The following is a 21,229-nucleotide window of genomic DNA, read 5'->3' on the forward strand; positions in this document are numbered from 1 at the left end:
AAAACAACTGTTACTGGTGTAGTTAATCCAGATGGAACGATTACGACAACGGAGACGGTTAAGTATACGCCGACCGCAGTTAAGGGCACGGTTACAATCCCAACCACCACGATCAATGGTGATGGTGACACGATCGCTACTGAATCAATGACGAGCACACCAGTTAGTGGCCTGACCGGTGACAAGGTAACGGTCACTGTCCCAACAAAGCAAGGCTATACCCCGAATAAAACCACGGTTACGGGTGTGGTTAATCCAGATGGCACTATCACAACCATAGATAAAGTGACATACAAACCAAATCCAGCAAGCAACACGGTTACAATCCCAACCACCACGATCGATGGTGACGGTGACACGATTGACACGAACCCAGTCACAAGTACACCAGTTAATGGTGTTACCGGTGATAAAGTTACCGTACCAGTACCAACCAAGGAAGGCTACACGCCAAATGAAACAACTGTTACGGGTGTGGTTAATCCAGATGGCACCATCACAACCACGGACAAGGTGACATACAAACCAAATCCAGCAAGCAACACGGTTACAATCCCAACCACCACGATCAATGGTGATGGTGACACGATTGCTACTGAGTCAATGACGAGTACACCGGTCAGTGGTGTGACTGGCGATATAGTTACAGTACCAGTACCGCCAAAGCCAGGTTACACGCCAGATAAGGCCACGGTCACTGGGATAGTCAATCCAGATGGTACGATCACCACCACGGAAAAGGTTAACTACAGCCCGAACCCAGTAAACGACACGATTTCAATTCCAGCAACAACGTTTAACGGCGATGGTGGTACGATCGATACTGAACCAGTGACGAGCGCGTCAGTCAATGGCGTTACCGGTGACAAGGTCACGGTAGCTGTTCCAACTAAGCAAGGCTACCACCCAAATATGGATACGATCACCGGTGTCATTAATCCAGATGGCACGATTACCACTACGGACAAGGTCACGTACACGCCAGACACGGTTAAAAACACGGTTTCAATCTCGACAACAACGGATAATAGTGCTGGTGAGCCAGTTTCAACAAAGACGGTCACCAGTACCCCAGTCACTGCTGAGACAGGCGATGCTGTGATTGTTGATGTGCCAACGAAACTAGGGTATACGCCAAATCGGCGCACGGTTCTTGGTATCGTTAATCCGAACGGTACAATCACCACTGTGGATAAGGTCACGTATGACCCTAACCCAGTTGAGACAACCGTATCGATTCCAAGTGCTACGCTTGATAGCACAGGTGATCCAGTGAATAAGCAACCGGTGACGAGCGCACCAGTTGATGGTAGCACGGGTGATACGGTGACGGTGGATGTGCCTACTAAGCCGGGATATACCCCAAGTCAAAGTACCGTGACAGGGACGGTCAACCCGGACGGCACGATTACGACCAAGGATAAAGTGACGTACACGCCAAATGCAGTCACGAACACGGTTTCAATTCCAAGCACGACGTTGACTAGTGCGGGAACGCCAGTTGACAACCAACCAGTGACAAGCGCACCGGTCGATGGTCATACGGGCGATACCGTCACAGTGGCTGTGCCAACTAAGCCAGGGTACACGCCAAGTCAAACGACCGTGACGGGAACAATCAACCCGGATGGCACGATTACGACCAAGGATAAAGTGACATACACGCCAAATGCGGTCACGAACACGGTATCAATTCCAAGTACCACGGTTGACAGCACTGGCACACCGGTCGACACCGAACCAGTTATCAGCGCACCAATTAACGGCCATACGGGTGACACAGTCGAAGTTGATGTGCCAACTAAGCCAGGGTACACACCAAGTCAGGCAACCGTGACTGGCACCATTGAACCTGATGGCAGTATTTCAACCAAGGATAAGGTAACGTATACGCCAAATACCGTGACGGCGACGGTCTCAATTCCAAGCACGACGTTGGATAGTAATGGCGAACCCACAACTGATGCGCCAGTGATGAGCGCTAACGTTACTGGTAAGACGGGTGACAGCATCACCATTCCGGTACCGACTAAGCCGGGTTACACGCCAAATCAAACGACCATTACGGGTGTCATCAATCCAGATGGCACGATCACGACTAAGGATAAGGTGACGTACACGCCAAATACGGTAACTGGCACGATTGCAATTTCAACGCAAACGATTGGCGGTGACGGGAAGACTACGCCAACTGATCCAGTAACGAGTCAGCCAGTCACCGGCAAGACGGGCGATACCGTAACGGTTGCAGTACCAAATAAACCAGGTTACACGGCTGATAAGACGACCGTCACGGGTACGATCAATCCAGATGGGACAATCACCACCACGGAAGTTGTCACATACACCCTGATTCCAGTGATGGACACGACTGAAACCACTAATGATCAAGCACAAGACTCCGTACCAGTTGCCTCGATGGCAGTGACACCGGGTACGGTAGCGTCTGATGATGCGCTTGACGCCATCACGGAGACAACGGATGACGATGAGGCTGAAGCGGCAGCGACTACGAAACATGATGGAACGGAAGCGCACACAGCTCGGCACACTACAGGTCAATCAGTTGACCAGTTAACGTCAGATGAGCGGGCGAGCCAAATTGGTGGCCTCGCCGGAACAACTAACGCTGAGCAGGCAACGTTGACCGCGGTTAACGAAAATCAGGCAGGTGACACAACATCAACAACCACTAACCAGAATCAACTGCCACAAACGGATGAGCACGCAACAACCACGGCTGAATCAGCAGGTTTGATCATGCTTGGATTGAGTGGACTGCTTGGCTTACTGGGCATTAGAAAGAAACGGGAGGATGAGGATTAACTCAAAGTATTTAGATTGAATGATTAAAAAAGGCGGGCTGGTTTCCAATTTGGAAATCAGCCCGCCTTTAATGATGGGCAATTATAGGAGCACCGTAATCAGTACCCAAACGCTAACAACTTGGAGCAGGAGCACGCCACCGCCGTAAAAGGCTAGTTTCTTACCAGCCTTTACGAACGCCGCAAAGTTTAGCCGTAAACCAATTGCGGCCAGGGCGGTCACTTCGCACCAGCCACTGAGAAAGTGGGCTGAGTTTGAAATGATGGGATTAAAGTGCACCCAAGAGTTTAACGTACAGAGCACAACGAAGCCGACAACGTACCATGGGAGCGCGCGTTTTAAATTAGCACTGATATTGGGTTTGACAGTTGTGGTGGTCGTTGCTGCTTGATGGTGTTGGTGAATTTGGCTGAAAATCAAGACAACCGCAATCAGAAGAATAATCCGCATGATTTTAAACAAGGTTGCGAAGGTGGTGGTGGGCTGGTTGATCATGGTCGCACTGGCAATCACTTGGCCAACGGATTGAACGGTCCCACCAATCATGGCGCCTCGCAGAAAGTTGTCGTGATGGAAGGCAAACAGACTAATAATGGGTAACGTCAGCATCAAGATGGTCCCCATCAGGTTAACTAACGTCACGGCCAACCGTTTATCTTCATCCTTAGCATCGATTGCGGGCGTAATGGCGGCAATGGCGGACGACCCACAAACGGCGTTACCGCCAGCCATTAAAAGCGTCATGCCTTCGGAAAAATGCAGCCGAGAACCTAACCAAATCGCGCCGCTGATCGTAATCGTCATCTGGAGCACGATAAAGATGATCCCAGTTAACTTAAGCTGTTGAATGGTTTGAAACGTAATCGTTGCGCCAAGGAGCATCACCGAATACTCCAAAAGGCGTTTTTCTGACCAAGCGGTACCGCTGTACCAAAATGGCTGACGGACGACGGTGTTGCCTAATAAGATGCCAATCAGGAGCGCAACGGTGGGCGCACCGATACCTTTGAGTAGGTCGGCGTTGATCCACTGACTAATAATTGCAATCGCTAAACTTAATCCAAAACCGGGTAAAACGGCGCGAACGGGTTTCATAATTTCTCTCTCCTCGTGAACTAGTGTACACTGGGACTAACAACTCGACCTCAGTGCAATAACTTACTCGACATAGTATACGGGACGGGGCGTTATTACTGAAATATGGATTCTTAATACTAATAATTAAAATTTTTAATAGTTAGCGATTTAAAGCAGGTGATTAGGATGGAACGACAATTAGCCGCCTTTATGGCGGTGTATGAAACCCGCAACTTTTCTCAGGCGGCGCGGCAGCTATTTATTTCGCAACCGAGCGTGTCCGTGCAGATCAATCAGTTGGAAAATCACTTTGGTGTGACCTTATTTGAACGAAATGGCCGCCGTCAAGTGCAACCGACCAAGGCAGCGGATCAACTGTACGTGGCATACCAGCGGCAGCAACTTGAGTGGCAAACGACGGTAGCCCAGATCAAGCAAACGGCCAAGCATGCTAAGACGAACGTAACGCTGGGCTTTTCTCAGACGACCTCGGTTGAATTATTGCCACGGGTGATGTCAACGTTACTGGCGGCCAAACAGTACCAGTTTACGATTCAGACGATGAATTCAGCCGCCATTTTAGAAGGTGTTGTTAACCGAAAGTTAGCCTATGGCGTGATTGAAAAGCCAATGTTGGCGGACTACGTGATTCAAACCGAGCTGCCGGGTGATCAGTTGGTCTTGGCGGGCAATCCCACGACAAATCTCTGGTTACTACGAGAACCGGGGTCTGGCGTGCGCCACTATACCGAGGCCTACCTTCATGAACGGGGCATCGTGCCCGAAGAAACGTTAGTTGTTGATAGTAACCAGACAATTCTGGGCCTACTAGCGGCGGGGATTGGTAAGACCATCATGTCCCGAGAAATCGTGCCAGAAAAGGTTATTAAGCGAGACATTGGTCCCAACTATCAACGCCAGTTTTACCTGATTGGCGTTGATCAGCAACCCAATCAACAGCTCGCCCAGTTGCGGCAATTAATTGAGGCAGCGGTCCGTGATCAAAAGTAAAGTTTTAGCAAACACCCGGTTATTAGTCGCTATGACACGCCAGGTATGTTACAATGGTTGTCTGTATTGAATGGGGAATTGAGGGAGATAATTTTGATGAAAAATGACGTTCAACTCGTCATCATTTCTGGCATGAGTGGTGCCGGAAAAACGGTGGCCATGCAAGCATTTGAAGATCTTGGTTACTTTTGTATCGACAATATGCCGCCTTCGTTAATGAACAAGTTCTGGGAACTGGTTCAAGAATCCGGCAAGATCAAGAAGGTTGCCGTCGTCATCGATTTACGGGCGAAGGCCTTTTACGACGAAATCATGAAGATGACGGAAGATATTTCGGATCTGAATGAATCGGATGCCGCTCAAATCGTCTTCCTTGACGCGGACAACGAAACCCTGGTCTCGCGTTATAAAGAAACTCGACGTAACCACCCACTGGCCCGAAACGGTCGGGTGATCGACGGTATCAAGGACGAACGCAAGCTGTTAGCACCGTTGAAGCAGGCTGCCCAGTTGGTGATCAATACCACCACGCTCAGCCCCCGGAAGCTACGAGAAGAAATCTTCCACAGCTTTGAATCAGGCGACACGCAGACTTTCCACATCGAAGTGATGTCGTTTGGGTTCAAATACGGGTTGCCGATCGACGCCGATATCGTGATGGACGTTCGGTTCCTCCCCAATCCGTACTACTTACCAGAACTTAAAAATCAAACCGGTCTCGATAAGCCCGTGTACGATTACGTCATGGCGCAACCAGAGACGGAACAGTTTTACGCTCAGTTTGTGGGCCTCTTAAAATCAATTGTGCCCGGCTACAAGCGGGAAGGTAAAACCAATTTAACCATTGCGATTGGCTGTACTGGTGGCCAACATCGCTCCGTTGCCTTAACTGAACGCATCGGTAACGCGCTGGGTGAGAACTATCCAGTTCACATTACGCATCGCGATATTATGAAACGAAAGGAATCTTAGTATGATGGAAGAACGACATCGCCCAAAGGTGGTGGTCATGGGTGGCGGAACTGGCCTGCCCGTGATTTTACGAAACCTCAAGGGGCATGACGTGGACATAACGGCAATCGTGACGGTTGCAGATGATGGCGGTTCATCTGGCATCATCCGGGACTACGTTAACGTGGTCCCACCTGGAGACATTCGCAACGTCGTGGTCTCGCTATCCCAATTGTCGCCGATTATTTTGCAGTTGTTCCAGTACCGCTTCGATAGTAACGATCAATTTTTCGCGGGTCATGCGCTAGGCAACCTCGTCATTGCGGCGTTGTCTGAGATGCGACACGGGATTTTTGATGCCGTTCAAGAACTGTCGAACATCATGGAAGTGGATGGTCACATTTATCCCGCTGCTAATGAACCATTGGAGCTCAACGCGGAATTTTCCGATGGCACCACGTTGACTGGTGAATCGGAAATTACGGCGGCCCATAAGTTGATCAAGCGGGTCTGGGTAACCTCGAGTGCCCACCAAGACATTGCACCACAGGCGGTTGATGAAGTGATCAACGCCATTATGGACGCGGATCAAATCGTTTTAGGGCCCGGTAGTTTATTTACTAGCATTCTACCTAACCTGATGATTGAGAACGTGGGCGAAGCGCTTCGGCAGACTTCTGCAGAAGTGATCTACATCTGCAATATCATGACTCAAAAGGGTGAAACTGAAAAATTCACGGATGCTGATCACGTCCGCGTTTTAAATGAGCATTTGCACCAAAACGTGATCAACACGGTGTTAGTTAACACCAAAAAGGTTCCGGACGAATACATTGATTATCAACGCTGGAACGAAATGTCCCGGCAAGTGAAACACGACTTTAAGGGGCTACGAGACCAAGATTGTCGCGTGATCTCGTCCGATTTCTTGGAACTGCGCGATAACGGTGCGTTCCATAACGGTCAATTAGTGGTTGATGAGTTAATGAACCTCATCGGCCAAGTTGACTCACGATTCGACACACACATCTGAGGGGAGGTCATCACGTGTCATACGCAAGTGAAGTTAAAAAAGAACTCACAACATTGGAAGTTCACCGGGCAAACGCCAAGGCGGAACTCATTGCGCTGATTCGGATGAACGGCTCGATTGCGCTAGCCAATCACCATTTCGTGTTAAATATTCAAACCGAAAACCCGGCGATTGCGCGGCGCATCTACCAATTATTGAAGCAGTTTTATTCAGTTGAAAGTGAACTCATGGTTCGCCGCAAGATGAAGTTGAAGAAAAACAACCTCTACATCGTGCGAGTCAATGAAGGTACCGACAAAGTTCTGGATGATTTAGGGATCTTCCGGGACGGCCAGTTGATCGAAGAAGTACCAGCAGCCTTATTAAAGGACGAAGGCCAAGTACGGTCATACCTCCGCGGCGCCTTTTTAGCTGGTGGTTCGGTCAACAACCCAGAAACGTCTCGCTACCATCTGGAGATTTACTCCGTTTACGAAAACCATAACGAAATGATTGCCAGCATGATCAACCAATTTGGGCTAAATGCCCGGACGACTGCTCGACGGGGTGGGTTTATCACCTACCTCAAAGAGGGGGAACGGATTGCAGACTTCTTGTCATTAATTGGTGCGACGAGTGCCATGTTGAAGTTTGAAGACGTTCGAATCATGCGTGATATGCGCAACTCCGTTAACCGCTTGGTCAACTGTGAGAACGCTAATATGGATAAAGTCGCAACTGCTTCTAGCAAGCAACTCGACAACATCCAGTACATCGACAGCACGGTTGGCTTGGGCCAATTACCACCCAAACTCCGTGAAGTTGCCGAAACTCGATTGGCTAACCGCGAAGTTAGCTTGAAGGAACTCGGGGAGATGGTACCGGGTGGGCCAATCTCGAAGTCGGGAATCAATCATCGACTGCGCAAGATCAGTGAATATGCTGATAGTTTGCGGGGCGCTAAAGTTGTTTAAGTGTGCGGAGCGAGGCGGTTAGAAGGTGGAGTGTAAGTACGACCCAGCGAAGCTACCGGGTTTTGGTAGGTTGGCTGGGTCGTGCTTACATGCAACCTTCTGCCTCGCGCAGCACCATTCGGCGTGGTGGCCAGAAAGCGCGTGGTTGACAAATTACGGACGCTTCAGGAAACCCTGGAAATAACAGCCCAAGTGGCGCCGAATTTCGTAGCCTGAATGCGCCGGTTTTACCGTGGCTTTGGCAAGCGAAGCGACGACAAACAGCCGACACCCAAATCGCACCCAACCCTTACGCTGGACACAAACGATAGCAGACAACAAAAAAACGGATCGAACACCCAAGACAGGTGGTTCGATCCGTTTTAACATACATTTAATTAATGGAGCAACCGATTACTTGCGATCCTTGCTGCTTGTCATGATGGCATCTAGCAGACCGTAATCAACGGCTTCTTGAGCGGTTAAGTAGTGGTCACGTTCAGTGTCCGTGTTAACGCGTTCGATTGGTTGACCAGAGTTACCAGCCAAAATCTCGTTGATCATCTTACGAGCCTTCAAGATTTCTTCGGCAGCAATTTCAATTTCAGTTTGTTGGCCTTGAGCGCCACCAGATGGTTGGTGAATCAAGACTTGTGAGTGAGGTAAGGCAAACCGCTTACCCTTAGTACCTGACGATGCCAAGACGCTGGCCATTGAGGCCGCCATCCCAGTAACAATCGTTTGAACATCAGATTGGATGAAGTTCATCGTATCGTAGATCGCCATCCCAGAGGTGATCACACCACCTGGAGAGTTGATGTAGAGGTAAATATCTTTAGTAGAATCTTGCGCGTCCAAGAACAAGAGTTGGGCGATGATCGCATTGGCCATATCGTCTTCGATTGGACCGGAAAGCATAATGATTCTGTCCTTCAACAAACGAGAGTAAATATCATAAGCCCGTTCGCCGCGGGAGGATTGTTCAATAACCGTTGGGACTAAGTTCATAGCTTTGCAGCCTCCTTTAATTTCGTAAATAATGGTAGTCACTTCCGACTAACTGATTTGTAGTTTAACCCAATGGTCAATAAAGGTCAAACAAAAACGCTCAACTTTTTGACCAATAGGACTAATCGGTGCTGTGACAACTTTTAGGATACCATAAATTGATGATTGTTGCGGGAAAAGGGCGCTGAATTTATCAAATCATGGTAGATTAAATTGCCAAATAACCTGAAATGAGTGGTGACGCGAAGACAGTTACTTTAACGCGTTTACTATTTTGAAATACACAGTGGGGTTGTCGATTCGTTTCGCGGTGAGTATGAAGTAGTGGTGTGAACAATGCTGACGGGTTTGGATTTTGCCGATAGTTATCGATAACGGAAAACGGACGGCGTTGAGCACAGCAACCGCTGATTACCGGTTAAATTAACCAACTTGTTAAAATCGTGCTGAAACCATAGTTTTCGGTGATATAAATTGCTATTATGAAGTTGTGAGCAAGTTGGGAAAATCATGGATTGGGGGGGCTGGGTGATGACCGAAGAAAAACGTGCGCCATTGAGCGGCATTATTTTAGCCGCAGTTGCCGCTACTGGTTGGGGACTATCAGGGGTTGCAGCAGGGGTGATTTTTGACCGTTATCCCGCAATTTCACCAGCATGGTTGACCCAATTGCGGATGATTTTAGCCGGGGTGATTTTGTTGATTGGCAGCGGGATGTTACATCAACGCCCATTTGCGATACTGCATCATCGACGAGACGCCCTGCAGGTTGCCTACTATGGTTGGTTTGGGTTGATACCCGCGCAGTATTTCTACTTCATTGCCGTGCATGATGGCAATGCTTCGGTGGCGACGATTTTGCAGTATTTAGGTTTGTTTTTCGTTGTGCTTTATACCGCAGTTCGATTCCGACAACTACCGGGTCGAGCTGAGTGGATTGGCATTGTTGTCGCAGTTATCGGGACGGTGTTGATTGTGACTCACGGGCGCTTCAATGGGTTGGCAGTATCAACCTCCGTGTTATTTTGGGGTATGTTATCGGCAGTGGGGAGCGCGGCCTATACGCTGATTCCTAAACGCGTTTTGCCGATTTACGGTACCATGAACTGTACGGGGTGGGGGCTGATCGTGTCAGGACTGACGATGTTCATTTTTCCATCGGTTACCCAAGGGCCAACGCACGTTGATTTACCGCTGATTGGTTTATTACTATTTGTGGTTTTGATTGGCACGGTGGTGACGTTGTTCTTGTTTAACGCTGGACTTAAGGTGATTTCAGCTACCACGGCGAGTTTATTAGATTCGTTAGAGCCGTTATCTGCAGCGGTATTTTCCGTCTGGTTAGGGGTTTCACTGACGGGGTTTGATATCGTTGGTGGTATTTTGATTATTTTGGCTGTGTTGCTGATTTCGATTGATTTTGATCGGTTGCGGGATCGAATTCGGCGGAATGATCGTGGGGATGAGTGAACGGGAGTTTCTTTGGGCGATGTGGATGTGAGTTCTTAGAATAATAATGATGATTAGTCTGGGGAAACTAGCTTCTTTACCATTACTGTGGTGAGGTGATGAAAATGGATCCTAATAAGATGACACTTTCAGAGATAATTGCTGCATTTAGAGCAAGAACAGTACGGTTTAAACTTAAAGATGGAACTAACAGGACAATATTTGTCGAAGAGATTGAGAATGAAGATGATGATCAACCCGAAACTATTTTTATGGGGAGTACCGAGAACGAAGATGTTTGGATTTCTGATGTGGTAAGTGCAAAATAACTGTAGGTTAACGGAAGTCTTCAATCATAATTTGGTAATTTAAGCAAGCTGAAACAACCTTAAATTTATTACAATGGTGGGTATCCTAAAATTAAGCACACCCAGCCGAAAAATGGCTTAGTGTATCCGTGTAAATACCAAACGTAGCTAACCGGGTTCGGTGTATAACGAGATTCAAAGAAAAATTTAAATATAAATTGTAGATAAATGAGTTCTCTCAAACGCACTTCAAAGCACTATATGCCCGTAGAGCGCTTTTTACTGAAATGTACAGAATTATATTCTGTACGGATGAACGATAGGGGAACACTATACGAAAATGTGGCTTGGCTACGCAAATAATAAGAAAAAGAGGTAAGCCATTATGACCTACCTCTTTTCTATTGCCCCTCGCGAGTATATATTGTTTACCGAAGATCTATCTAAAACCATGCAAAATTACACGATGGTAAAAAAATAGAATGCCGTTATATCAGCATTCTACTAAGTTATATTAAGTTATGAACCCTATGATGCGCCTGGAGGGAATCGAACCCCCATCTCAAGAACCGGAATCTTACGTGCGATCCATTACACTACAGGCGCATTGCGTTACCGTTGACTGCGTCGTCAACACAAAATACTATACCCGAATTTGAATATAAATACAAGTGAAATCATCAAAAAAGTTTCATCGAACCTTTGAAAACGCTATCATTAAAAGGTTTGTCGATTCGATTGCATTCGCAAAGTTGGGCTGTTATAATGACGTTGTGGGTGAGAGCCCATTAATTTTTGACCTTGATGGGTCATCATATGTCATGCCGGGACAGTTAATGTCCCATAGCTTTATTTTTCAAAGAGAGAGTAGGGTTGGACATGGATCTCGAGTGGAGATGGGTGAATGCCGTTGTCCCTAAGATGACGCAGAAACTGATCGGCCGCTACTCGTTGTTGCTTACCATTAACGTCATGCAACCGGTGGGTCGGCGCTTGTTGGCCGATAAGCTGAACATGACCGAGCGGAGCGTGAGAACCGATTTGGATCTCTTAGTTGCCAACGGTCTGGTTGCCATGGGCGTTAACGGAGTCTGTCTAACTGATGATGGACAACGCGCGTTGACGAACCTTCAACCACTGGTAGATGATATAACTGGCCTTCGTAAAAAGGAACGGTTACTTCAAGACCGGCTGGGCCTGAAAGGGTGCCGGATCGTCACTGGTGATTCTGACCAGCAGTCCGATATTAAACGGACAATGGGTCAGATAACGGCAACGTTGTTACGAGATCAGTTACCATCCGGTGATAGCATTTTAGCTGTCATGGGTGGAACAACGATGGCCGCCGTTGCTGAGACACTAACTGAGGACCTTGCCGAAAATCGGCAACTGACGTTTGTGCCGGCTCGGGGCGGTATGGGTGAATCGCCTGAGATTCAGGCGAACACGGTCTGTGCCAAGATGGCGACTGCCACAAACAGCCGTTATCAAGCCCTTTACCTACCAGAATTAACCTCGGCAGCAACGTATTCAACGCTGAGTCAGGAGCCAATGATTGCAAGAACGCTGACCACGATCAGTCACGCGAACGTGGCGATTCACTGTGTTGGCGATGCAATGGCGATGGCGAAACGGCGACAGATGCCAACGGACGTGACGAATGCGTTGCGTGAACATAACGCGGTAGGCGAAGCGTTCGGTGACTTCTTTAATGGTAATGGTGAGATTGTTTACCGGGTACCACGGTTGGGACTGTCAATTTCAGACCTTGATCGAATGGATCTGGTGATTGCCGTTGCTGGAGGTCACACCAAGGCTGACGCTGTCGAGGCGTATTTTAAGATCCCACCGGCTGCCACTTATTTGGTAACCGATGAAGGATTAGCTGACAAGATTTTAAAAAAGTGATACTATTAATTGGTATTGCTGTTTAAAATAATTTTAAAAATTGGTATTAATGGTTTCGGCCGCATTGGTCGTTTAGCGTTCAAGCGGATTCACGAACTTCATTCAGCAGACATTGAAGTTGCAGCTATCAATGATTTGACTACCCCTTCAATGTTGGCATACCTCTTAAAGTATGATTCAACACATGGTCGTTTCCCTGGCGAAGTTTCAGCTACTGAAACTGGCATCGTCGTTGACGGTAAGGAAATCCCTGTATATGCAGAACCAAAGGCTCAAAACATTCCTTGGGTTAAGAACGACGGGGTTGACTTTGTTCTTGAATGTACTGGTTTTTACACTTCAGAAGAAAAGTCACAAGCTCACTTGGACGCTGGCGTAAAGCGTGTCTTAGTTTCAGCTCCTGCAGGCGCTGTACGTACCGTTGTTCCTGGTGTTAACTTGGACACGTTACAAGCTGATGACAAGATCGTTTCTGCCGGTTCATGTACCACTAACTGCTTGGCACCAATGGCTTACTTCTTAAACGAAGAATTCGGTATCAAGGCTGGTACGATGACTACCATTCACGCCTTCACTGCTACGCAACAAATTCTTGATGGCCCTCGCGGCAAGAAGATGCGTAACAACCGTACTGCAAGCATCAACACGATTCCTCACTCAACTGGTGCCGCTAAGGCTATCGGTTTGGTTATCCCTGAATTGAAGGGTAAGTTACAAGGCCACGCACAACGGGTTGCTGTTGTTGATGGTTCTTTGACTGAATTGGTTTCTGTACTTGACAAGAAGGTTACGGCCGACGAAATCAACGCAGCAATCAAGAAGCACACTGAAGGTAACGACGCATTCGGTTACAACGATGACGAAATCGTTTCAACTGACATCATCGACGACCCTCACGGCTCAGTATTTGACCCAACTCAAACTGAAGTTACCACTGCCGGTGACACGCAATTAGTTAAGACTGTTGCATGGTACGACAACGAATGGGGCTTCACTTGCAACATGGTTCGTACTTTGTTGAAGTTTGCTTCAATGCTTTAATATAAAGCTTTAATTTAAACTTTTAAACGATGTAAAGGCGGAGGGAGGCGACTTTCTCCGCCTTTTACGTCATTAAACATGAATTTATTTCACAATCAACACTCACCAGGAGGGTTTAGAATTGGCTAAATTAACAGTTTCTGATTTAGAGTTACAAGGTAAAAAAGTGTTAATGCGTGTCGACTTTAACGTCCCAATCAAAGACGGCGTTATTGGCAACGACAACCGGATCGTGGCAGCTTTGCCAACGATTCAATACGTGATCGATCACGGTGGTAAGGCAATCTTGCTTTCTCACTTGGGCCGGATCAAGAAGGAAGAAGACAAGCCTGCTTTGTCAATGCGTCCAGTTGCAGAACGGTTGTCTAACTTGCTGAACAAGCCAGTTACCTTCGTACCAGCTACTGAAGGGGCACAATTAGAAGACGCTATCAACAAGATGTCAGACGGTGACGTACTTGTAATGGAAAACACCCGTTACGAAGACGTTAAGGATGGCGAACAAGTTAAGCGTGAATCTAAGAATGATCCTGCTTTGGGCAAATACTGGGCATCACTTGGCGACGTTTTTGTTAACGATGCCTTCGGGACTGCTCACCGGTCACACGCTTCAAACGCCGGTATCGCTGCTAACATGCCACAAACCGCTGCTGGTTTCTTAATGGAAAAGGAAATCAAGTTTATCGGTGGTGCCGTTTCAAACCCAGCACACCCATTCGTTGCTATCTTGGGTGGTGCTAAGGTTTCTGACAAGATCGGTGTTATCGACAACTTGTTGGACAAAGCCGACAAAGTTATCATCGGTGGTGGGATGACCTACACCTTCTACGCTGCAAAGGGTATGAAGATTGGGAACTCATTGGTTGAAACTGATAAGATCGACTTGGCTAAGGAAATCATGGACAAGGCTGGCGACAAGTTAGTATTGCCTGTTGATTCAATCGTTGCTGAAAAGTTTGACAACGATGCCCCTCACAAGACGGTTGAAGGCGACATTCCTGATGGCTACATGGCCTTGGATATCGGCCCTAAGTCAGTTGCTGAATTTAAGGATGTCTTAAAGTCAGCTAAGTTAGTTGTTTGGAACGGCCCAATGGGTGTGTTTGAAATGAGCAACTACGCTGAAGGTACCCTTGAAATTGGTAAGTTCCTTGGTACTTTGAGTGATGCAACGACCATTGTTGGTGGTGGTGATTCAACTGCTGCCGTTCAACAATTGGGTGTTGGTGAACAATTGACCCACATCTCTACTGGTGGTGGCGCTTCACTTGAATACCTTGAAGGTAAGACTTTACCTGGGATTGCCGCAATCAGCGACAAGTAATTTGTGTTGATCAAATGAAGAAGCTAGGACGGTGTGTCCTGGCTTCTTTGCTTAAAGTCAGGTTAACTTTGAACGACGTTACTAGCTAAATCAGGTTGTTTCCGATAGAATAGGAATGTGAAATTTGATTTAACAAAGGAGCGTTTACTGTGCGGATACCATTAATTGCGGGTAACTGGAAGATGAACAAAACCATCACCGACGCCCGCGCATTTATGCAGACTGTTTCAGAACGGGTGCCCGATCCTGCCGAAGTTGAAACGGCAATCGCGGCCCCAGCGATTTTGTTAGCAAGTATGTTGGCGGAGAATCCCGGTCAACGGCTGCGAGTCGCAGCTGAAAATTGCTACTATGAAGATAGTGGTGCTTACACCGGGGAAACCAGTCCTCAAGCGTTAGCCGATATGGGCATCCCATACGTGATTTGTGGACACTCAGAACGGCGAAGCTACTTTAACGAAACCAACGACGTCATTAATCGAAAAGTCCACGCGGTTTATCGCAACCAGATGACACCGATTCTGTGTTGTGACGAAACCATGGGCCGATTAGAGGCTGGCGAAAAGATCCACTGGGTTGTAAGCCAAGTGACCGGTGCGCTGAAGGGCATCACTGAAGTTCAAGCGCGTCAGCTCGTGATTGCTTACGAACCAAGCTGGGCCATTGGGAGCGGTCAATCAGCTTCCGCGGCGCAAGCTGAAGAGGGGTGTTACCTGATTCGGCAAACGATAGCTGATTTGTACGGTGATCCGGTGGCCAACGAGATGCGGGTGCTGTATGGCGGGAGTGTTAACCCCGACAACATTGCTGAAATCATGGCAAAACCCAACATTGACGGTGTTTTGGCTGGTGGTGCTAGCTTGGATGCGGAGACGTATTTAAAGTTAGTTAATTACCAACAAGTCTAGTTTGTTTCATTAATGAGATAACTTCCCAGCAAGATTTAACATCGAAGCGGTTTCATCTGCAAATAAACCGAAATAGTAATTGCAAGTTCAAGGGTAAACTTATAAAATAGACTGCGGGGAACTGTTTCCCGCTAGGTTAAACATTCATAAGGAGAGAATATAATGTCAATTATTTCTGATATTTACGCACGCGAAGTCTTAGATTCACGTGGTAACCCAACTGTTGAAGTTGAAGTCTACACTGAAGCCGGCGCAGTTGGCCGTGGAATCGTACCTTCAGGTGCATCTACTGGTGAACACGAAGCCGTTGAATTACGTGATGGCGACAAGAGCCGTTTTGGCGGCAAGGGTGTTACTAAGGCCGTTGACAACGTTAACAACTTGATTTCTAAAGAAATCGTTGGTTTTGACGTTACCGACCAAATCGCAATCGACAAAGCTATGATCAAGTTAGACGGTACGCCTAACAAGGGTAAGCTTGGTGCCAACGCTATCTTGGGTGTTTCTTTAGCCGCTGCCCGTGCAGCTGCTGACGAACTTGAAGTTCCGCTTTACAACTACTTAGGCGGCTTCAATGGTCACGTTCTCCCAACTCCAATGATGAACGTTATCAATGGTGGGAAGCACGCCAACAACAAGGTTGACTTCCAAGAATTCATGATCATGCCTGTTGGTGCACCAACTGTTAAAGAAGCTATCCGGATGGGTGCAGAAACTTTCCACGCCTTGAAAGCTATCTTAAACGACCGCGGTTACTCTACTGCCGTTGGTGACGAAGGTGGTTTCGCACCTGACTTGAAGAACAACGAAGAACCATTCGAAATCTTGGTAGAAGCTATCAAGAAGGCTGGTTACGTACCTGGCAAAGACGTTGCAATCGCCTTTGACTGTGCCTCATCAGAATTCTACAACGCTGAAACTAAGACTTACGACTTAGTTGGTGATGGCAAGTCATACACTGCTGACGAATTCGTAACCTTGCTTGAAAGCATCGTTGACAAGTACCCAGTTGTTTCTATCGAAGATCCTTTGGATGAAAACGAATGGGAAGACTGGCAAATGGCAACTTCTCGCTTAGGCAAGAAGGTTCAATTAGTCGGTGATGACTTGTTTGTTACGAACACTGATTACCTTGAAAAGGGTATCAAGATGGGCGTTGCTAACTCGATCTTAATCAAGCTTAACCAAATCGGGACTTTGACTGAAACTGTTGAAGCCGTTGAAATGGCTAAGGAAGCTGGCTACACGGCTATCATCTCTCACCGTTCTGGTGAAACTGAAGATACCACTATCTCTGACTTGGTTGTTGCGTTGAACGCTGGTCAAATCAAGACTGGTTCAATGAGCCGTGGCGAACGGATCGCTAAGTACAACCAATTGATGCGGATTGAAGACCAACTTGGTGAAGTTTCAGCTTACAAGGGGATCCACTCATTCTACAACTTGTCAGAACAAGCTCGCGAAGCTATCCAAAACAAGTAATTTTACTCAACATCGAGTAAAGTTGTAGACATCATTAAAGGAACGAACGTTGAGAAATCGGCGTTCGTTCTTTTTTGTACGCTCAGTAAGAATTAGGCTGTGTCATAACTGATGAGCATCTATTGTGTGAAAAAGTGGTGACACCCACCGTGACACCTCAGCTAACGTTGACGTCCTAAGGTAACCAGTACGAGCGTGTCTTTGGTTAAATCAAACGAATTCGGGTAATTGTTTCCAAATCATAATTAATAAAACTTCTCCCGGTCAACGTATCGTAACTAAGTGTACTTTGAAGAAAAAGGAGTTTTAAGTTTATGCAGAAGAAAACAATCGGGATGTTAATGTTAGCGGGGACGTTATTAGGTGCGGCGGCTCAAACCGACCAGGTGAAAGCGGCGACGCCCCCAACGGTGATTCAATCCGTTGCGTCGATTACGGAGGCTAAAACGTTTCGCTATAGTTATTATGACCGTACCACGGATGGTCAACTGATTAAAACAAATGTGGCTGATATTACAACCGATAATCCCAATCCTACGGGGGGCGCTAAACACGGTCTTAAAAACGTGGTCGATGTGCAACCAGATGGTCCAATTGTTGATGGTGTTCAAGGTTTTCGAGTGGTTTTAGAACGAATGGCCAACAGTATTTATTTTAACTATTTCGATGAAGATGGTAATAAAATCGATTATAAATCGATAGGATTACATGGTTGGTCGAGGAAGGTCGAACCGGGAATGGCGGTCTATCAAAAAGAAGTTGCTCACGCAGAAAATAAAATTAGTCAGCAAGGGTTCCAAATTGTAAGCCAAACCGTTAGACATGCAGCACCGTATGATGAGGTCAACTACGTATTAACTAAGAATAATAGTGACGCTCAGAAGCCTGAAACGGGAACCGAATCGAGTTCATTGACCGGTACTGATAATCAAAAAGGTCCTGAAAAAAACTCAGAATCCTCGATGGTGAATGAAGTGCCTAGTCCTCCTCATAAGGGAGAAGTTGCACCAACCCAGTCTGAGACGCCTAAACCAGTTGATTCGCAAACTGGTGCGATGTCACCTGTTGATGCATCGCAGCCGGAAGCTAGTCAAGGGGCGACGACTGGAAGCGAGACAGTCGTGAATCCAGATTCAGTTGCGGGGAATGAAGCGGCTAACCCTGGTCAGGCGTCTAACGTTAATCCGTCAGATGCAGCGACCTCACCGGTTTCACTAGCACCGAATACTGTAACGCCACCAATCTCACCTGAAAAGCCAAATGAGTCGGGTGCAGAAACACCAGAGACGCCAATGAAACCAAACGCGACAGGTTCGGCGGATCCGAATGTGGCTACAAACCCAAATGGGTCGAGTTCGGTAATGCCAGAGGTGCCAATGAAAACAAGTGCGTCAGGTACAGCAACGCCAGCCACACCGGTGACGCAGCCGATAGCAGGCACAGCGACCCCAGCACTGGCTTCAAAACCAACTGAACCAGTTAAATCAGTCTCAAATCCAACTCGTCCAGTAAGTTCAACTGGGTCGACTAACCAAGCACGACCTGCGACAACTGTAAAACCTACAACGGCTAATCAGGGGACGACCCCAACTCAAATTAAAGTTGAGGTCCAACCAGTTGCGCAAACGGGTTCTCAAACGACTAGTTCAAAGCAAACCCGAAAACAAACCAAGCGACAAGTTAAGCCAACTAAGGCGAAGCACAAACAAGCCAAACATAAGCAAAATAAGCATAAGGGTAAGCAACAGACTAAGCGGATGGTAAAAGGAAAGTCAACGCCAACCAAGAAAAAGACGACTAAGCAAACCCGAATTCGCCAGTTACAACAACAGTTGATCAAACTATTGCAACAGCTATTAGCACTTCAAAAATAGGCGTTAAATGCATCGCTTAATTGTATGAGCCAAAAAGTTCGGTCTAAAGCCGAACTTTTTGGCGTGTTTCGCGCAATTGACTAGTGAGTTGCCGGCTGAAACAATCTGAGTTGTGATAAACTATTAATGGCAGATTTGAATGAGGAGCGTGCGAATGAAGACGAAACGATTAAAAAAATGGGATCTATCCCGATTATATGCGGTTGTCCAAGGCATCGTGGTCGGTCTGTTAGCCGGTGTAGTCGTTAGTTTTTTTCGACTATTGATTAGTCAGGGATTGAAATTAGTGACTTGGTATTTTGGCCAAGCCCACGAACACTGGTGGTTATTGATCGTGTGGGTACTGATTAGTTTAGGGCTAACATTGATTTTAGGTCGGTGGTTAAAGCAGACGCCAGATATTAAAGGCTCTGGAATTCCACAAGTTGAAGGTCAGTTAATGGGCGAATTAGACTATCACTGGTGGCCAGTACTCTGGAAGAAATTCGTTGGTGGCGTGATTGCGATTGGGAGTGGTCTATTTTTAGGACGTGAAGGACCATCGATCCAATTAGGTGCCACGGTGGGTCAAGGGTTTGCGGCTAAACGGCATTTAACCGGCGTTGACCGGCGAATCATTATTGCCAGCGGGGCCTCGGCTGGGTTATCCGCCGCGTTTAACGCGCCAATTGCCAGCTCACTGTTTGTTTTGGAAGAGGTGTATCATAACTTTTCAACGATGGTGTGGATCACGGCATTAGCGAGTGCCATTGCTGCTGATTTTGTATCAACCGTGTTCTTTGGTTTAACACCGGTCTTACATATTACTTATTTGCGGGCGCTACCACTATCACAGTATGGCTGGTTACTCCTGTTAGGTTTGTTACTAGGGTTACTTGGCCGATTGTATCAAATCGTTGTGTTACGAGTCGGCAACTGGTATTCAAAATTGAAGTGGCTACCAGACGACTATAATAGCATCATCGCGTTTGTGTTATTGATTCCAGTTGGCTGGTTTATTCCCCAGATCCTTGGTGGTGGCAATAGTTTGATTGTATCGATTGGTGGCAATGCACCTACTGCTTTGGTGTTACTGCTGATTTTTGTGCTCCGGTTTATTTATTCCATGATGGCCTATGGTACGGGCTTACCAGGTGGTATTTTTCTGCCCATCTTAACGTTGGGGGCCGTGTTTGGGGGCTTCTTTAGTCAACTAATGGTGACCTGGGGGCTGATGCCAGCCGCTGAAGTGCCGATTTTTGTGATTGCTGCCATGGCGGGATACTTTGCTGGTATTAGCAAGGCACCGTTTACTGCGATTCTATTAATTACTGAAATGGTGGGGACTTTGCATCACTTGATGCCGTTAGCCATCGTCTCGTTGGTTGCGTATATGACGGTTGATATACTGGGCGGCGCACCCGTATATGCGGCAATGTTGGATCGATTGTTACAGCATCGGCAGCAGACGCAAACGACCCCACTGAAACAAATTTCGTTTCCGGTGTTTGTCGAATCCAGCCTCGCAGGTAAGCAGGTTCGAGAAGTGAACTGGCCTCAGGGGGCGCTGCTCGTTGAATTGCAACGTGGTGAAAAAGTGTTGATTCCCCATGGTGATACCATTATTCGGGTAGGCGATCTGCTAGTCCTAAACGTTGAATCGCGGACACTGCGCGCAGTTCGGCAAGCAATGAAGCAGTTAGTCGGTGATTAAAAAATAACCCCCACGATAAGATTCTTAAGCGCCGTGGGTAGTATTCTAGGCCGTTTTATGATAAATTATAAAGAGGTATTGTCAGAGACTGGGCAACAATAGGAGGCAATTTCTTGTACAATTTACTGTTAACAGGATTGATGATTGATAGCGTATTAATTATTATCGCAGTGTTAATGCAACCAGCAAAACAAGATGACGCAATGTCCGCTTTAAGTGGCGGTTCACAAGATTTATTTTCACAACAAAAAGCGCGGGGCTTCGAAGCATTTATGCAAAAAGTCACCGTTGTCTTGGGAGTTATCTTCTTTGTGCTGGCGTTGGCATTAACTTATCTTTCTTCACACTAGCAACCAGATCCTCCTGTGACTTTCGCAGGGGGATTTTTCTGTAAATGATTAAAC

The 21,229-nt window shown here is 47.1% G+C and carries 17 protein-coding genes and 1 tRNA gene; 15 read left to right on the forward strand and 3 right to left on the reverse strand.

All coding sequences use genetic code 11. From position 1 onward, the window contains the following. Nucleotides 1-2,826 (forward strand): beta strand repeat-containing protein (locus tag ACYVR3_RS02490; protein WP_461242991.1); only part of this gene is annotated, 2,826 nt, incomplete at its 5' end. An 81-nt stretch (nucleotides 2,827-2,907) separates the two neighbouring features. Here the strand turns inward: ACYVR3_RS02490 and ACYVR3_RS02495 are convergent. Then, complete coding sequence (locus ACYVR3_RS02495) at nucleotides 2,908-3,921, reverse strand: YeiH family protein (protein ID WP_461242992.1); 1,014 nt, start codon at nucleotides 3,919-3,921, stop codon at nucleotides 2,908-2,910. Nucleotides 3,922-4,089: 168 nt separating this feature from the next. On the opposite strand from ACYVR3_RS02495, the gene ACYVR3_RS02500 reads away from it, so the two are divergent. The 4 genes from ACYVR3_RS02500 (at nucleotide 4,090) to whiA (ending at nucleotide 7,851) form a co-directional block, all read left to right on the forward strand. After that, a complete protein-coding gene (locus ACYVR3_RS02500; RefSeq protein WP_461242993.1) occupies nucleotides 4,090-4,914 on the forward strand; it encodes a LysR family transcriptional regulator in 825 nt (274 codons plus the stop codon). A 96-nt stretch (nucleotides 4,915-5,010) separates the two neighbouring features. Then, the gene (gene rapZ, locus ACYVR3_RS02505) at nucleotides 5,011-5,886 is read left to right on the forward strand and encodes an RNase adapter RapZ (protein ID WP_054736791.1); all 876 of its coding nucleotides are present in this window, start codon (nucleotides 5,011-5,013) and stop codon (nucleotides 5,884-5,886) included. A gap of 1 nt (nucleotide 5,887) precedes the next feature. Next, on the forward strand, nucleotides 5,888-6,898 hold the full coding sequence (locus tag ACYVR3_RS02510) for a gluconeogenesis factor YvcK family protein (RefSeq protein ID WP_461242994.1): 1,011 nt from the start codon (nucleotides 5,888-5,890) through the stop codon (nucleotides 6,896-6,898). 14 nt (nucleotides 6,899-6,912) lie between these two features. Further along, a complete protein-coding gene (whiA, locus tag ACYVR3_RS02515) occupies nucleotides 6,913-7,851 on the forward strand; it encodes a DNA-binding protein WhiA (protein ID WP_057152098.1) in 939 nt (312 codons plus the stop codon). Nucleotides 7,852-8,244: 393 nt separating this feature from the next. Here the strand turns inward: whiA and ACYVR3_RS02520 are convergent, their stop codons facing one another. Further along, the gene (locus tag ACYVR3_RS02520; RefSeq protein ID WP_057152125.1) at nucleotides 8,245-8,838 is read right to left on the reverse strand and encodes an ATP-dependent Clp protease proteolytic subunit; all 594 of its coding nucleotides are present in this window, start codon (nucleotides 8,836-8,838) and stop codon (nucleotides 8,245-8,247) included. 531 nt (nucleotides 8,839-9,369) lie between these two features. On the opposite strand from ACYVR3_RS02520, the gene ACYVR3_RS02525 reads away from it, so the two are divergent. Continuing rightward, the gene (locus ACYVR3_RS02525) at nucleotides 9,370-10,308 is read left to right on the forward strand and encodes a DMT family transporter (protein WP_461242995.1); all 939 of its coding nucleotides are present in this window, start codon (nucleotides 9,370-9,372) and stop codon (nucleotides 10,306-10,308) included. Between the two features lie 104 nt (nucleotides 10,309-10,412). Next, nucleotides 10,413-10,616, forward strand: a complete 204-nt coding sequence (locus ACYVR3_RS02530; RefSeq protein ID WP_461242996.1) for a hypothetical protein — start codon at nucleotides 10,413-10,415, stop codon at nucleotides 10,614-10,616. 513 nt (nucleotides 10,617-11,129) lie between these two features. Here ACYVR3_RS02530 and ACYVR3_RS02535 read toward each other — a convergent pair. After that, nucleotides 11,130-11,201: transfer RNA gene (locus tag ACYVR3_RS02535), tRNA-Arg, on the reverse strand. Between the two features lie 273 nt (nucleotides 11,202-11,474). Between ACYVR3_RS02535 and ACYVR3_RS02540 the strand changes: the two genes are divergently transcribed. The 8 genes from ACYVR3_RS02540 to secG all read left to right on the forward strand — a co-directional run bounded on the left by ACYVR3_RS02540 (nucleotide 11,475) and on the right by secG (nucleotide 21,175). Then, a complete protein-coding gene (locus ACYVR3_RS02540; RefSeq protein ID WP_461242997.1) occupies nucleotides 11,475-12,503 on the forward strand; it encodes a sugar-binding transcriptional regulator in 1,029 nt (342 codons plus the stop codon). Nucleotides 12,504-12,530: 27 nt separating this feature from the next. Further along, nucleotides 12,531-13,544 (forward strand): type I glyceraldehyde-3-phosphate dehydrogenase, encoded by a 1,014-nt coding sequence (gene gap, locus ACYVR3_RS02545; protein WP_461243033.1) that lies wholly within the window; start codon nucleotides 12,531-12,533, stop codon nucleotides 13,542-13,544. Between the two features lie 121 nt (nucleotides 13,545-13,665). After that, the gene (locus ACYVR3_RS02550) at nucleotides 13,666-14,868 is read left to right on the forward strand and encodes a phosphoglycerate kinase (protein WP_057152123.1); all 1,203 of its coding nucleotides are present in this window, start codon (nucleotides 13,666-13,668) and stop codon (nucleotides 14,866-14,868) included. Nucleotides 14,869-15,017: 149 nt separating this feature from the next. Continuing rightward, entirely contained in the window at nucleotides 15,018-15,776 is a 759-nt protein-coding gene (gene tpiA / locus ACYVR3_RS02555; protein ID WP_461242998.1) for a triose-phosphate isomerase, read from the forward strand. 162 nt (nucleotides 15,777-15,938) lie between these two features. After that, on the forward strand, nucleotides 15,939-17,258 hold the full coding sequence (eno, locus tag ACYVR3_RS02560) for a phosphopyruvate hydratase (protein ID WP_054737137.1): 1,320 nt from the start codon (nucleotides 15,939-15,941) through the stop codon (nucleotides 17,256-17,258). Nucleotides 17,259-17,572: 314 nt separating this feature from the next. Then, nucleotides 17,573-19,132: a hypothetical protein gene (locus tag ACYVR3_RS02565; protein ID WP_461242999.1), complete on the forward strand. Its 1,560-nt coding sequence runs from the start codon at nucleotides 17,573-17,575 to the stop codon at nucleotides 19,130-19,132. A 154-nt stretch (nucleotides 19,133-19,286) separates the two neighbouring features. Further along, nucleotides 19,287-20,825: a ClC family H(+)/Cl(-) exchange transporter gene (locus ACYVR3_RS02570; protein WP_461243000.1), complete on the forward strand. Its 1,539-nt coding sequence runs from the start codon at nucleotides 19,287-19,289 to the stop codon at nucleotides 20,823-20,825. A 113-nt stretch (nucleotides 20,826-20,938) separates the two neighbouring features. Beyond that, on the forward strand, nucleotides 20,939-21,175 hold the full coding sequence (gene secG, locus ACYVR3_RS02575; protein ID WP_057152119.1) for a preprotein translocase subunit SecG: 237 nt from the start codon (nucleotides 20,939-20,941) through the stop codon (nucleotides 21,173-21,175). Nucleotides 21,176-21,229: the final 54 nt, after the last annotated feature.

The organism is Secundilactobacillus muriivasis, assembly GCF_054785195.1.